A 14,076-nucleotide genomic window follows, 5' to 3' on the forward strand; every position below is an offset into this window, starting at 1 on the left:
GCGTCATTCGGCGCTCTCGATCGAGACCGACCTTTGCTGCCCCCTCTCGGAACTGAAAATCCAGACGAGTCCTCCGAGGACGCCGACGACCAAAAACACCGCGCCGTATAGCAGGGAGACATTGACGCCTTCGCTCGTCGCCAGTCCGGCATATCCGAAAGTCAGGGCCATGGCCGCCTCGCGCACGCCCCAGCCGGCGATCGAGATCGGCAGCATCGTAATCAGCATGACCGGTGGAACCAGCAGGAAAATCTCGCTGAAAAGGGCTGGCGCGGCGATCGCCTTCACGACGCACCATGCAATCGCCACGGCGAGGATATGAATAAGCAGCGACAGAAACGCGATCTTCCACCAGCGCTCTCGATTGAAGATGGCGCGGTTGGTGATGACCGAGCAGGCGCGAAGGTGGTGGACGGCCCGGATACGTCCGAGCCAGCGCCAATGCAGCCTGCCGAGAAGCAGGAAACCACCGGCGGCCGTGAGCGCAACCAGATCGACGAACAGCAGTGCGAGCCGGCCTTGGGGATCGCCGATCAGACGGAAACTCCACGGCAGACTCGCGGCGATCAGCAGGGCGAGCGCAATCAGGCCAATCGCGCGGTCGACGAAGATCGAATAGGCCGCTGCCCGCCAACCGGCCGGACCACGTCCGACCAGCCAGAGCCGCATGGCGTCACCGCCGATCGACGAAGGCAGGGTCTGGTTGAAGAATGAGCCGATCATGCAATAGCGCACCGCCTGCGCGACCGAGAGGCTGGCGCCGCAGTCGGTGCTGATTTCACGCCACCGCAGGGCGCTGGCAAGCACCTGCAACAGCGTTCCGGCAATGGCGAGCGCGATCCAGCCCGCGCTGATGACACTAAGGCGCGACAGGAGTTCAGAAATATCGACCTTGCGCAGCGCAAGGTAGAGCAAGGCAGCTGAAATCAGTATTTTTGCCGTTGAAAGCAGAAACTGGCGCATTGCGCTTGTCTGTACCGAGGTTAAGTTGGCGATCGGGCTTTTCGTGACAATGTCGATTTCTTGTCTTGGTATGGTTTTGGATCGACTCTGGCAACAGTCGCGCACGGGGTATTGTGGTCCCGCGATGTTACGCATAACGCAGCAGCGCTAACTTCGCGGGCCGCGGCCCGCAGTTCCTGAGGAGTAAAATGTCGGATTATCCGATATTGGTTACCGGCGCGGCGGGCTTCATCGGGTTTCACCTCACCGACCGACTCCTGAAGCAGGGGCGTCGGGTGGTCGGCATTGACAGTCTCAACGATTATTATGATCCCGCACTCAAGGATGGCCGGCTCGAGATCCTGCGCAGGGATTCGCATTTCCGTTTCGTCAAGGCCGACCTGGCCGATCGCGAGGCGGCGGCCGCCTTGTTCGCTGAACATCGTCTTTCGGTCGTACTCCATCTCGCAGCGCAGGCGGGCGTGCGCTATTCATTGCAAAATCCCGGTGCCTACATCGATTCGAACCTCACGGCTTTTGCGAATGTTCTTGAAGGATGTCGGCACGCCTGCTGTCCTCACTTGCTGTTTGCTTCGTCGTCGTCCGTTTACGGCGCAAATACAAAGCTTCCCTTCTCCGTTCATGACAATGTCGATCACCCGATCAGCCTCTATGCGGCGACGAAGAAGTCCAACGAATTGATGGCGCACGCCTACAGCCACCTCTACCGGGTTCCGACGACGGGATTGCGTTTTTTCACGGTCTATGGTCCGTGGTACCGGCCCGACATGGCGCTCTACAAGTTCGCCGACGCGATCGTCGGAGGGCGGCCGATCAAGCTGTTCAATCATGGCAACATGCAGCGGGATTTCACCTATGTCGATGACGTGGTGGAAGCCGTTGTTCGGCTGATTGATCATGCTCCACGAGCCAATGCGAACTGGTCGGGCGATGCTCCCGACGCGGGGACGAGTTCGGCTCCATGGCGAATCTATAATATCGGCAACAACAAGCCGGCAGAGTTGATGAGCGTCGTCTCCCTTCTGGAGAAGGCGTTTGGACGATCCGTGCAAAAGGAACTGTTACCGATGCAACCCGGCGACGTACAGACAACATTTGCTGACATCGATGATCTTATCCGTGATGTCGGTTTCCGTCCCTCGACTTCGCTGGAAGATGGTATTCATCGCTTTGCAGCCTGGTATTGTCGTTATCATCGGGTCAATTAGCGGGTTCGTCGGGGTTTGCGTGATCCGATTGAGGGCCTTCGTCGTAAGGCTTCCGGTGTCTCCTTGATTCGGGTTCGCAAGATGGGCTGCAAGGATCAGCGAACGCCGGAATCGGGATGGACAAATCAGTATGCGGAGATGGTGCTGTGAGTGAGCGTATCGTTCCGCTCATCATGTGCGGCGGCGCGGGAACCCGATTGTGGCCGGCCTCGCGGGAGGGACGTCCGAAGCAATTTCTGCCGCTGTTCGGTCCGCGTTCTACTTTTCAGGATACGCTGAAACGAGTTTCCGATCCGCTGCTGTTCGAACGGCCGATCGTCGTCACCAATGCTGCCTACCGTTTCATGGTGCTTGAACAGCTCGCTGAGATCGGGCTTGAAGCGGACATTCTGCTGGAGCCGGCCCGCCGCGATTCGGGGCCGGCGATCGCCGCGGGAGCCGCCTTCGCGCAGATGCGCAACAGTGAGGCCGTCGTGCTCGCGCTCGCCGCAGATCACGTCGTCCGCGACATCGAGGCGTTCGTCTCCGCCTGCCGCCAGGGACTGGCGGCCGCTACCGATGGTCGCATCGTGACCTTCGGCGTACGGCCGCAGCGGCCTGCAACGGAGTACGGTTATATCAACCCCGGCGCGGCGATTGCGGGCGCGGTGCGGGTGGTGACGACGTTCGTCGAAAAGCCGGATCCGCAAACCGCCGCCTGCTACCTTGAGGCGGGATATCTCTGGAACAGCGGCAATTTCATGTTCCGCGCGGCGATTCTGCTGGATGAATACCGCAACGTCGATCCGGACAGCGTTGCCGCGGTAACCGATGCGGTGTCCCATGCCGGGCGGGATCTGGGTTTCATCATGCTCGATCGGGAAGCCTTTGCGAAAGCGCGGGCGATTTCGATCGATTACGCCGTCATGGAAAAGACCGCTCATGCGGCGGTGGTGCCGGTCGATTGCGGCTGGTCGGACGTCGGATCGTGGCATGCGGTTTGGGAGTTGTCGGACAAGGACGGTCAGGGCAATGCGGCGCAGGGTGCCGCCGTGTTCGAGGATTCCCGCAACTGCAATGTCGCGACCGATAAAGCCCTGGTCGCGCTGGAAGGCGTCGATGATCTCGTCGTGGTAGCGACGCAGGACGCCGTGCTGGTGTCACGTCAGAAAGACGCCAACGGGCTGAAACGTCTGGTGACCAAGTTGAAGAGCCTCGCGCCGCAGGTCACGGAAGAACATCTTCGGGTCCACAGGCCCTGGGGTGCCTACCAGTCGATAGACAGGGGCGAGCGGCATCAGGTCAAGCGCATCACCGTGAAAGCCGGCGACCGGCTGTCGCTGCAAAAGCACCATCATCGCTCGGAGCACTGGATCGTGGTGCGCGGAACGGCGAGGGTGACGGTCGATGATCTTGTCAAGATCGTGCACGAGAACGAATCGATCTATATTCCGATCGGAGCCGTCCACCGGCTGGAGAACCCGGGCAAGATTCCGCTGGAACTGATCGAAGTGCAGACCGGCAGCTATCTTGGCGACGACGATATCGTCCGGATCGAGGATGATTATCGGAGAAACTGAGCTACGGCGAGGAAGCCGAATCGGCTATCCTGGGGATGCAGTTATCCAGGCCCTATTCCATGGACGCCGTTCATCGTTCCACCGACCGAAGTGTCTTGTAATTCTTTGAATCAAAACGTGTTGGGATTGTTGCTCCTCTAATCGCCTCTTTCGTTATGGCGTGCTAGGGAGAGCGCGCGGTCGGGTTCGGGGGTGCCTGGGCTGTTGTTTTTTGGGGTACCTGATGAGTTCCAAGCCATCTGCACTGAAGCCATCCGCACTGAAGCCGCCTGCATTGAAAACTGCAGCGTCCGAGCGCTTGTTGCGCGTCGGTGTGATCGGTGCGGGCGTCATGGGCAGCAATCACGGTCGTGTGCTGGCCGGTCTTCCGGGCGTCAGGCTCGTCGGCATCGTTGACCCTCTGCCCGGGCACCGCGCCCGTGCGGCCGAGATGACCGGATGCCGAACCTTCGGGACATTCGACGAGCTACTCGACGCCGGCGTCGACGCGGTGACCATCGCTGCGCCGACACATCTTCATTGTGAACTCGCGCTGGCCTGTGTCGCGCGCGGCGTTCATGTTCTGGTCGAGAAGCCGATCGCCTCGACAGTGGAGGAGGGATACAAGATCGTCGCAGCGGCGCGCCGTGCTGGTTTGACTCTGATGGTCGGTCATGTCGAACGCTTCAATCCGGCGGTCGCCGCCATCAAGGAGGCGATCAGGGGCGAGGATATTCTCTCGATCGCGATTACGCGTGTCGGGCCGTTTCCGCCGCGCATGTCGAACGTTGGTGTTGTGATCGACCTCGCGGTTCATGACATCGACCTGATCCGCTGGTTTACAGAATCCGAAATCGTCGATGTTCAGCCTCAACTTTCCTGCGCGGTCGCCGAGCGGGAGGATATCGCACTGCTTCAGTTCCGGACCGCATCCGGCGTGCTCGCGCATATCAATACGAACTGGCTGACGCCGTTCAAGGCCCGAAACGTCACGGTCGCAACGCGCGGCAAATACGTGATGGGTGATCTGCTGACCCGCCAGGTCACGGAATGTTTCGGTTTCCAACCGGACGGCAGCTACTCCATGCGGCACCTTCCGGTCGGCCACGACGAACCCTTGCGCGCCGAACTGATCGCTTTTGTCAATGCGGTTCGTTCGGGTAAAGCTCCGGCCGTGGGCGGCGCCGAAGGCGTCGCCAGCCTCGAAATCGCGATCAGGTGCCTCCAGGACCAGTCTCCAGTCGCTCCGCCGATGCAGACAGCGCACCGCGCTGCCAGCTGATCGTTCGGAGAGCAGGATGCAGCACCATATGCCTTCACGGGCGGTTTCATTCATCGACGTCGCCGAACAGCGCCGCCGTCTGGGCAGCCGTATCGACGACGCGGTAGCGCGAGTGTTGACGCATTGCCAGTTCATCAACGGTCCCGAGGTCGCGCGTCTGGAAGCCGATCTTGCGGCCTTCAGCGGCGCGAAGCATGTGGTGGCCTGCGCGAGCGGCACGGATGCGTTGTTGATGGTGCTGCTGGCGAAAAAAGTCGGCCCTGGCGACGCGGTGATCTGTCCGACATTTACGTTCTGTGCGACCGGCGAGGTCGTGGCGCTGCTGGGCGCGACGCCCGTGTTTGTCGATGTTGATGAGACGACTTTCACTATCGACATTGCTTCGCTCAAGAACGGCATCGCCGTCGCGAAAAGGCAGGGTTTGAGGCCGCGGGCGATCATCCCCGTCGATCTGTTTGGTCAGCCCGCCGATCACGATGCGATTGCGGCGGTTGCTGCGTCTGAGGGCCTGTTTGTTTTGGACGACGCCGCGCAAGGATTCGGTGCGAGCTACAAAGGACGGCGGTTGGGCACGTTCGGCCTTGCGACCGCGACCAGCTTCTTCCCCGCCAAGCCGCTCGGCTGCTACGGCGACGGCGGAGCGATCTTTACCGACGATACTGAGTTGGCTGAAACGTTGCGCAGCGTGCGCGTGCATGGTCAGGGGACCGATAAATACGACAACGTGCGCCTGGGTCTTACGGGGCGCATCGATACCGTGCAGGCGGCGGTCCTGATCGAAAAGCTCAGGATATTTCCAGATGAAATCTCGGCGCGGGATGCGGTCGCCAGGCGCTACAATGAAGGGCTCGGGCAGGTTACGATCGTACCCCGCGTGGCGCCGGATTGCACCTCGGTATGGGCGCAGTACACGATCCGGGTGCCGAACGGGCGACGCGACGCGCTGGCGTCGGCGCTGAAGGCGCAGGGCATTCCGACCGCGATCTATTATCCGAGGTCGCTGCATCAACAGACCGCCTATCGGAGCTTTCCGGTCGCCGCCGGCGGACTTGCAGTCAGCGAAAGACTGTCGACCGAGGTCATCAGTCTGCCGATGCATCCTTATCTCGACGAATCGACTCAGGATCGGATCATCGAGGCTGTGCGCGCCGCGCTTCCGAACTGATTTCGGCATTTTGCGCGGCAGGGCTATCCTGTAGAAACGCCGGATGCTTGGACGCATTTTCACCGTCGGCGGTTATACGCTGCTATCGCGGATCACGGGGTTTGCGCGCGACATCATGCTCGCGGCAATTCTCGGTGCGGGGCCGGTCGCGGATGCGTTCTTCGTGGCGCTGCGATTGCCGAATCACTTTCGGGCGATTTTCGCGGAAGGCGCTTTCAACGCCGCGTTCGTGCCCGCTTACGCGCATGTCTCAGGCGGTGGCCCGGCTCTCGCGAAATTGTTCGCCAACCGCATCTTCACCCTGCTGTTGCTGTCGCAGGTGATCCTGTTGGCAATCGCGTGGCTGTTCATGCCGCAGGTCATCGCACTGCTGGCGCCCGGCTTCGCTGATGATCCGGTGCGCGGCGAACTCGCCATTTCGCTGACCCGGATCACCTTTCCCTATCTGCTGCTGATCACGCTGGTGACGCTGTATGGCGGGATGCTGAACGTCATGCACCGCTTCGCCAGCGCGGCGGCGGCTCCGATACTGCTCAATCTGTCGATGATGATGGCGTTGGCGCTCGCGGCCTTTTTTCCGAGCGCCGGGCACGCGGCGGCCTGGGGCGTGCTGCTCTCCGGGTTCCTGCAATATTTCCTGTTGGCGGCCGACGCCGCGCGTCACGGCCTGATGCCCCGGCTGACACGCCCAACGCTCGACGCCGACGTGCGCGGTTTCTTTCGCGCGCTCGGCCCCGCGACCGTGGGCTCCATGGGAACGCAACTGGCGATGTTCGCCGATACCATCATCGCCAGCTTTCTCCCGGTTGGAGCCCTGTCGGCGCTGTATTATGCTGACCGGTTGAATCAACTGCCGGTCGGGGTGATCGGTATCGCCATCGGCACCGTGCTGCTGCCTGAAATGTCGCGGCGGATCACGGGCGGCGATCTTGCGGGCGCGATAGCGTCGCAGCGCCGGGCGTTCGAATTCTCGCTGCTGTTTTCGATCCCGTTCATTGCGGCGTTCCTCGCCGTGCCGGATGTCATCATGCGAGCGATGTTCGCGCGCGGCGCTTTTTCCGCGGCGGATGCGGCGGCGGCCGGTGCGACGCTGGCCGCCTACGCCGTTGGTCTCATTCCCTTTGTCCTGATTAGAAGTGCGGTCGCCACGTTCTACGCGCGCAAGAATACCGCGACGCCGGTCAAAGCCTCGCTGACCGGACTTGCGGTCAATCTCGCGCTCAAGGTAACCTTGATGGGCTCGCTGGCGCAGGTCGGCCTCGCGCTCGCCACCGCGGCCGGGGCTTGGGTCAATCTGCTGCTCGTGCTCGGATTCGCGGTGCGGGCGAAACTCCTCGAGATCGATCGCCCTTTGCTGATCTCGCTCGGCAAACTTCTGCTCGCTGGCGCGATACTGGGGGCGACGCTGTGGTTCACCGCGCGTTTTACTTCCGGTCAGTTCACGCACTGGACCACGATGCGCGACGAAGCTGCGCTCGGGTTGTTGGTGATCGTCGGTGCGGTCGTCTATGCCGGCGTGATTTTGCTGCTTTTCGGAGCGCGCTGGCTGAGGTCGCTGGTGCGGGGCTAGTCTCCGATTGCCAGGATTGCCCGAGCATTGCTCAGTGTTGTTCCGCGGCAGTATGATAAAATGGGAGGATAGCTGGAGATCCCATGGTTCCCGTCAAAATGGCTCCCGTAAAGTTCGGCATAGGCCAAAGCGCTCGGCGCAAGGAAGATGATGCCCTCATTCGCGGCAAGGGGCGCTATACCGACGATCACGCGCCACCCGATGCGCTGCATGCGCTGATGCTACGCTCTCCGCACGCTCATGCGACGTACGGGATCGATGTGTCGCGCGCTTGTCGCTTGCCGGGAGTTGCCCTGATCCTCACCGCGGCCGACGTCGCCGATCTCGGGGGCTTGCCCTGCCAGTTCGAATTGCCTGACCAGTCCTTCACCGCGCCGCCGTACCCCATCCTGCCGAAGGACGAGGTACGGCATATCGGAGACGCCGTTGCCTTTGTGGTTGCCGATACGGTCGAGCACGCTCGCGACGCGCTCGAGGCGATCGAGGTCGAGTGGTCGCCGCTCGCCTCGGTTGTTGGCGTCGCCAACGCCGTGAAGGATGGCGCGCCTCAGGTCTGGCCCGATTACCCCGGCAACGTTTTGTTCGACGTTTCGCTCGGTGACAAGAGAGCGGCCGATGCCGCTTTCGCCGCGGCGGATGCCGTGGCCGAGATTGCGATCGTCAATCCGCGCGTCGTCACCAACTATATGGAGACGCGCGCCGCGGTCTGCGAATACGACGCGAGGCGTGATCATCTGACGCTGACGGTCGGCAGTCAGGGCAGCCATCGCCTGCGTGAGATTCTTTGCCAATCCGTGCTGAAGATACCGCTGGAAAAGATGCGCGTGATCTGTCCCGACGTCGGCGGCGGATTTGGCACCAAGCTGTTTCCTTATCGCGAATATGCGCTGATCGCCGTCGCCTCGAAAAAACTTCACAGAACGATCAAATGGGCGGCGGAGAGGTCGGATCATTTCGTCGGCGACTCGCAGGGGCGCGACAACGTCACCACCGCGCGCATGGCGCTGGCTCCCGACGGCAGGTTTCTCGGCATGGACGTCGATCTGATGGGGGATATGGGTGCTTATCTCTCGACCTTCGGTCCCGACATTCCCTATAGCGGGGCCGGGATGCTGCCGGGCCTCTATGATATTCAGGCGTTTCATTGTCGTGTCCGCGCCGTGTTCACCAACACCGTGCCGGTCGATGCCTATCGAGGCGCGGGCAGGCCCGAGGCAGCGTATGTCGTGGAGCGATTGGTCGATGCCGCTGCACGCAAGATCGGCATGACGCCGGACGCGATCCGCCGCAAAAACTTCATTTCACCGGAAGCGATGCCGTACAGGACGGCCACGGGCAAGATCTATGACTCCGGTGATTTCTCGACCCACTTGAAACGCGCGCTCGAGATCGCGAAATGGCAGGAATTCGCAAAGCGGGCCGAGGCCGCAAAAGGGCGGGGCCTTATTCGTGGCATCGGTTTGGCCAGCTATGTCGAGGTCTGCGGCACCATGGGACGCGAGCGGGCGGACGTGCGGCTTGACGCCAACGGCGACGTCACGGTGCTGATCGGCACGCAATCGACCGGGCAGGGCCATGCCACCGCCTATGCGCAGATCATTGCCGATCAGTTCGGGATACCCCCAGAGCAGGTTCACATGATTCAGGGCGACACCGATGTGGTCGCCACCGGCCTCGGCACCGGGGGGTCGAGTTCGATTCCGTCCGGCGGCGTCAGCGTCGAGCGGGCGACCCGGAAGCTCGGCGCCAAACTCCGGGAGATCGCGTCCGAGGCGCTCGAAACCAGCACGGCCGACCTCGAGATCCGCGACGGTGCGATCCGGATCGCCGGCACCGACCGCTCCATTTCCTTCGCCGACCTTGCGAAGCGCGCCGATCTATCGAAGCTGACGGCGACCGATCGCTTCAGCAGCGCCGACGGCACCTATCCGAACGGCACTCATGTCGTGGAGGTCGAGATCGATCCGGCGACCGGCAGGATCGAGTTGGTGAATTATGTGGTCGTCGACGATTTCGGCGTGACGTTGAATCCGCTGTTGCTTGCGGGGCAGGTCCATGGCGGCACCATGCAGGGGATCGGTCAGGCGCTGATGGAGCAGGCGGTCTATGACACGGACGGGCAACTCGTCACCGGCACGTTGATGGATTACGCGCTGCCGCGTGCGGCCGACGGGGTCTCGATCACGTTCGAGACCCGCAACGTCCCCTGCGCCACCAATCCTCTCGGGATCAAGGGAGCGGGGGAAGCAGGCGCTATCGGCTCCTGCCCGGCGGTGGTCAATGCCATCATCAATGGCTTGTGGCGCGAATACGGGATCGACCACATCGACATGCCGGCGACTCCCGAACGGGTCTGGACGGCGATCCGGGATGCTCAGCGTCGCTTATGAAGACGAGCGTCTTGAAACAGCCTCGCATCGGAGTGTGTCTTGGCCGCGCGATCAGCCGCCCGTCCAGCACGGCCTTCACTTCCAAAAAGGAGCTCGCTTCCGAATCGATTCGTGTGAAGAAAACGCGTCGAACACAATCCAAAGCTTCGCTTCTGATTCAATCAGAAGCGAAAGTGCTCTGTGTCGTTGCAGCCTACTTCGTGACCTGACCACGGATTTCGCCGCCGGGATGGGCTGCGGTATGGACGTTGACGTAGTATTTCCCGGCCAGGAGGTCAGCCGCTTGCGCATCGGTCAGCGTGGCGCTGCCTTCCGACGGACTGGACGCCGCATTGTGTATCGTAACTGCAATGCCCGCATTCTGGCCGACGTCCGCTGGTCCATGGAAATGGGCGGCCGTCACCGGACCGGTCAGGGCCGAATAGGTCAGCTTCCAGGTCAGCTTTTTGGACGCGGCATCATAATCGGCGTTGAGCGTCCCGCTGCCTTTGCTGGTGTTGGCGGGCACTTCGGATGCGCCGTTCAGCGTTGCTGTCAGCTTTTCAGCGGACGCCTGACCCGCGAACGTGACAGCGGCGGCGAGGGTGAGGAAGGCGAAAGGACTCCTGATGGCTTTCATGGTTTTCTCCCGAGCGGATTCAGGTTGACGCAAGTTCCAACGAGAATTGCTGCAACTTGTTCCCGGCGGGGGCAGTTACTTCGATCCGAACGCCTTGAAAGTAATAATGGTGTGGGTGTCCTGAATGCCGGGAATGACCTGTACCTTTTCGTTGACGAAGTGACCGATATCGGTGTCGCTATCGACATAGAATTTTGCCAGCAGGTCATAATCGCCGGCGGTGGAATAAATTTCGGAGGCAATCTCGGCTTCGGCGAGAGCGTTGGCGACGGCATAGGATTGGCCAAGCTTGCACTTGAACTGAACGAAGAAGGGGACCATCGCGTATCTCCAGAACGAAGCGCCAATATATAGCGTGTTCGAGCAAATTGGGCACCGGCTCGCGCAAGAAAACGCGTCAAATTAGGTTCATAGATCCTCAATGGAATCAGAAGCGAGTTTCCTTCTCAGGCGCATCCGGCGTGTTCTATCAATGCGAGATCGCTCAAACCTTTTTGCTTCCAGCCTTCTGAAGGGATGCGAATGTTGGAATCGGACCGCTCGGATAATTATGCTGGCGTGATCTGGCGCCCTTACACGAGGAGATGATGACAGTCCCTATTGCCTTGACCGTCGCTGGTTCCGACTCCAGCGGCGGCGCGGGAATCCAGGCCGACCTCAAGACATTCGCTGCGCTCGGTGTCTATGGAGCTTCCGCCATTACGGCGCTGACTGCGCAGAACACGCAAGGCGTCACTGGAATCCATCACGTTCCACCGCATTTCGTGACCGCGCAGATCGATGCGGTGTTCGCAGACCTAAGCGTCGGAGCAGTCAAGATCGGCATGGTTGCGGCTGCAGCCATCGTCGATGCCATCGTCGCCGGCCTGTCGCGCTGGAAGCCCGCGCATGTCGTGCTCGATCCGGTGATGGTCGCGACCTCGAGAGCCCCTCTGCTGGAGTCCGATGCGTTCGAGGCATTACGGAGAAAACTTGTTCCGTTGGCGCAACTGATGACGCCAAATCTGCCGGAGGCCGCAATGCTGCTCGACGAACCCGTTGCCGAGAACGAAAGCGATATCGTGCGGCAAGGTCAGCGGTTGCTCGATTTGGGTTGTGATGCGGTTTTGATCAAAGGCGGGCATATGCATGGTCCGGAAAGCATCGACTATCTCGTTACCCGCCAGGGAGCGCAGATGCTTTCCGCTCCGCGTGCCGCTACCAAAAATACCCACGGCACTGGTTGTTCGTTGTCGTCAGCCGTCGTTGCGGGCCTGGCCAAAGGCGACGACCTGGAAACCGCCGTGCGCCGAGCAAAAACTTACATCACGGCGGCGATTGCAGCCGCCGACCGGCTCGACATCGGTCGCGGCCATGGACCGATTCATCATTTTCACAGCTTCGATTTCGAGTGACGGTGTCGCCATCGGACTGCGTCAGTCATGGCTTTGTCATGAGAGCATGGTACCTGCACGTGCATGAGCAGCGACTCAATCGATGAAGGCAAAGCGGATCGTCGGTTCCGGGCTCTATTCATCTCCGACGTTCATCTGGGCGCCAGCGGCTCCCGCGTCAGTCAGCTTCTGGATTTTTTCAAGTATCACGATGCCGCCACCATCTATCTGGTCGGCGATATCGTCGATGGCTGGGCGCTGAAGTCGAGTTGGCAATGGCCGCAGTCCCATAACGACTTCGTCCAGAAGATACTGCGCAAGGCGCGCAAGGGCGCGACAGTCATTTACGTGCCGGGCAATCATGATGAATTCCTGCGGTCCTATTACGGGACTCATTTCGGTGGCATCGAGGTCGTCGAGAACGCGATCCATCAGGGTGCTGACGGGCGGCGCTATCTCGTTATCCACGGCGATATGTTCGACCTGGTGGTTCAGAACGCACGGTGGCTCGCCCACCTCGGCGACAAGGCCTACGATTTCGCTATCCGCATCAATCGCCTTGTCAATGCATTCCGGCGCTCGTTTGGATTCCCATACTGGTCGCTGTCGAAATGGGCGAAATTCAAGGTCAAGAATGCAGTGAATTACATTGGCGCGTTCGAGCAGACGCTGGCCGGTGAGGCGCGTCGTCACGGCGCCGACGGTGTGATCTGCGGCCATATCCACCACGCCATAATCCGCGACGAGGATGGCATCCGCTACATGAACTGCGGGGACTGGGTTGAGAGTTGCACCGCGCTTGCCGAACATGAGGACGGTCGATTTGAGATCATCACATGGGCCGATCCGCTGCGCCCTTCGTCCGTTGTGCCTATAAGCGCGCGTGCGGCGTAGATGCGTATACTGATCGCCACCGATGCCTGGCATCCGCAAATCAACGGCGTGGTGCGGACGCTGACGATGACCGCTGCCGCGGCCGAGCCGCTTGGCGTGGATATCCGCTTTCTGACCCCCGAGTCGTTCCGGACTGTTGCGCTGCCGGGTTATCCTGGAATTCGCGTTGCATTGCCCGAGCCGACCAGGATCGCCGCTCTGATCACGGAGGCCAATCCCGACAGCATTCACATCGCGACCGAGGGACCGATCGGTCTTTTTGTGCGCCGCTATTGTCGCAAGCACGGACGGCCATTCACGACGAGCTTCCATACCCGTTTCCCGGATTACATTTCAGCGCGGGCATCGATTCCCGAAGCCTGGATATGGGCCGTGCTGCGCTGGTTTCATGGTGCCAGCAGGGCGGTCATGGCAGCAACCCCGGCGCTTGCGGAGGAGTTGCGTCAGCGCGGTTTCCGCAATGTGGTGCTGTGGACGCGGGGCGTCGACATCAGCTTATTTCATCCGCGGGAGAGCGATCTCCGCCTGCCGCGCCCGATTTTCCTGTCGGTCGGACGCGTCGCGGTCGAGAAAAATCTCGATGCCTTTCTCGGCCTCGATCTTCCCGGCACCAAGGTTGTCGTCGGCGATGGACCGGCTCGCGCAACACTCGAGCGGACCTACCCGGACGCGGTCTTTCTCGGCGCGCGAACCGGCGAGCAACTGGCAGCGATTTATGCCGCCGCTGATGTTTTCGTGTTCCCGAGCCGCACCGATACGTTCGGCCTCGTTCTTCTCGAAGCGCTGGCGAGCGGCGTTCCGGTCGCGGCCTTCCCTGCGGCCGGTCCGCGCGATGTCATCGGTGATACTCCTGTCGGCGTCCTCGACGAAGATTTAAGATCGGCGTCTCTGGCGGCGCTGAAAATCACGCCCGAGGCCTGCCTCGAGTTTGCCGCCAGTCGGACATGGGAGAAGTCGGCCCGCGCTTTCGCCGCCAATATCGTTGAGGCCCGCGCGGCGGAGATGAGAGCGGCAAGTCCCCAGATTGCCGATCCGCGTTTCGTTGTCTAACTTGGCAAATTCGCGATGGAAGCG

The 14,076-nt window shown here is 61.2% G+C and carries 12 protein-coding genes; 9 read left to right on the forward strand and 3 right to left on the reverse strand.

What is annotated here, in order from left to right; genetic code table 11:
* Positions 1-3: 3 nt before the first annotated feature.
* Positions 4-963: a lysylphosphatidylglycerol synthase transmembrane domain-containing protein gene (locus NB311A_RS14095; RefSeq protein WP_009799283.1), complete on the reverse strand. Its 960-nt coding sequence runs from the start codon at positions 961-963 to the stop codon at positions 4-6.
* A 188-nt stretch (positions 964-1,151) separates the two neighbouring features.
* Between NB311A_RS14095 and NB311A_RS14100 the strand changes: the two genes are divergently transcribed.
* The 6 genes from NB311A_RS14100 to NB311A_RS14125 all read left to right on the forward strand — a co-directional run bounded on the left by NB311A_RS14100 (position 1,152) and on the right by NB311A_RS14125 (position 10,116).
* Entirely contained in the window at positions 1,152-2,171 is a 1,020-nt protein-coding gene (locus tag NB311A_RS14100; RefSeq protein WP_009799284.1) for an NAD-dependent epimerase, read from the forward strand.
* A 146-nt stretch (positions 2,172-2,317) separates the two neighbouring features.
* Positions 2,318-3,730, forward strand: coding sequence for a mannose-1-phosphate guanylyltransferase/mannose-6-phosphate isomerase (locus tag NB311A_RS14105; protein WP_040675321.1), 1,413 nt, complete (start codon positions 2,318-2,320; stop codon positions 3,728-3,730).
* A 223-nt stretch (positions 3,731-3,953) separates the two neighbouring features.
* Entirely contained in the window at positions 3,954-4,991 is a 1,038-nt protein-coding gene (locus NB311A_RS14110; RefSeq protein WP_009799286.1) for a Gfo/Idh/MocA family protein, read from the forward strand.
* Positions 4,992-5,007: 16 nt separating this feature from the next.
* Entirely contained in the window at positions 5,008-6,156 is a 1,149-nt protein-coding gene (locus NB311A_RS14115; protein ID WP_040675324.1) for a DegT/DnrJ/EryC1/StrS aminotransferase family protein, read from the forward strand.
* 43 nt (positions 6,157-6,199) lie between these two features.
* The gene (gene murJ, locus NB311A_RS14120) at positions 6,200-7,726 is read left to right on the forward strand and encodes a murein biosynthesis integral membrane protein MurJ (RefSeq protein WP_009799288.1); all 1,527 of its coding nucleotides are present in this window, start codon (positions 6,200-6,202) and stop codon (positions 7,724-7,726) included.
* Between the two features lie 83 nt (positions 7,727-7,809).
* Entirely contained in the window at positions 7,810-10,116 is a 2,307-nt protein-coding gene (locus NB311A_RS14125; RefSeq protein WP_009799289.1) for a xanthine dehydrogenase family protein molybdopterin-binding subunit, read from the forward strand.
* Positions 10,117-10,309: 193 nt separating this feature from the next.
* Here the strand turns inward: NB311A_RS14125 and NB311A_RS14135 are convergent, their stop codons facing one another.
* Positions 10,310-10,735 carry a CHRD domain-containing protein gene (locus NB311A_RS14135; protein ID WP_009799291.1) on the reverse strand — a complete coding sequence of 142 codons (426 nt, stop codon included), beginning with the start codon at positions 10,733-10,735 and terminating at the stop codon, positions 10,310-10,312.
* Between the two features lie 75 nt (positions 10,736-10,810).
* The gene (locus tag NB311A_RS14140; protein ID WP_009799292.1) at positions 10,811-11,056 is read right to left on the reverse strand and encodes an Lrp/AsnC ligand binding domain-containing protein; all 246 of its coding nucleotides are present in this window, start codon (positions 11,054-11,056) and stop codon (positions 10,811-10,813) included.
* A gap of 266 nt (positions 11,057-11,322) precedes the next feature.
* Between NB311A_RS14140 and thiD the strand changes: the two genes are divergently transcribed.
* The 3 genes from thiD (at position 11,323) to NB311A_RS14155 (ending at position 14,052) form a co-directional block, all read left to right on the forward strand.
* Entirely contained in the window at positions 11,323-12,129 is an 807-nt protein-coding gene (gene thiD, locus NB311A_RS14145; RefSeq protein ID WP_040675433.1) for a bifunctional hydroxymethylpyrimidine kinase/phosphomethylpyrimidine kinase, read from the forward strand.
* Between the two features lie 63 nt (positions 12,130-12,192).
* Entirely contained in the window at positions 12,193-13,002 is an 810-nt protein-coding gene (locus tag NB311A_RS14150) for a UDP-2,3-diacylglucosamine diphosphatase (RefSeq protein ID WP_009799294.1), read from the forward strand.
* Positions 13,003-14,052, forward strand: a complete 1,050-nt coding sequence (locus NB311A_RS14155) for a glycosyltransferase family 1 protein (RefSeq protein WP_009799295.1) — start codon at positions 13,003-13,005, stop codon at positions 14,050-14,052. It begins immediately after the preceding gene.
* The last annotated feature ends 24 nt before the right edge of the window (positions 14,053-14,076 follow it).

Origin of the sequence: Nitrobacter sp. Nb-311A, assembly GCF_000152905.1 — a bacterium.
GTDB lineage: Bacteria > Pseudomonadota > Alphaproteobacteria > Rhizobiales > Xanthobacteraceae > Nitrobacter.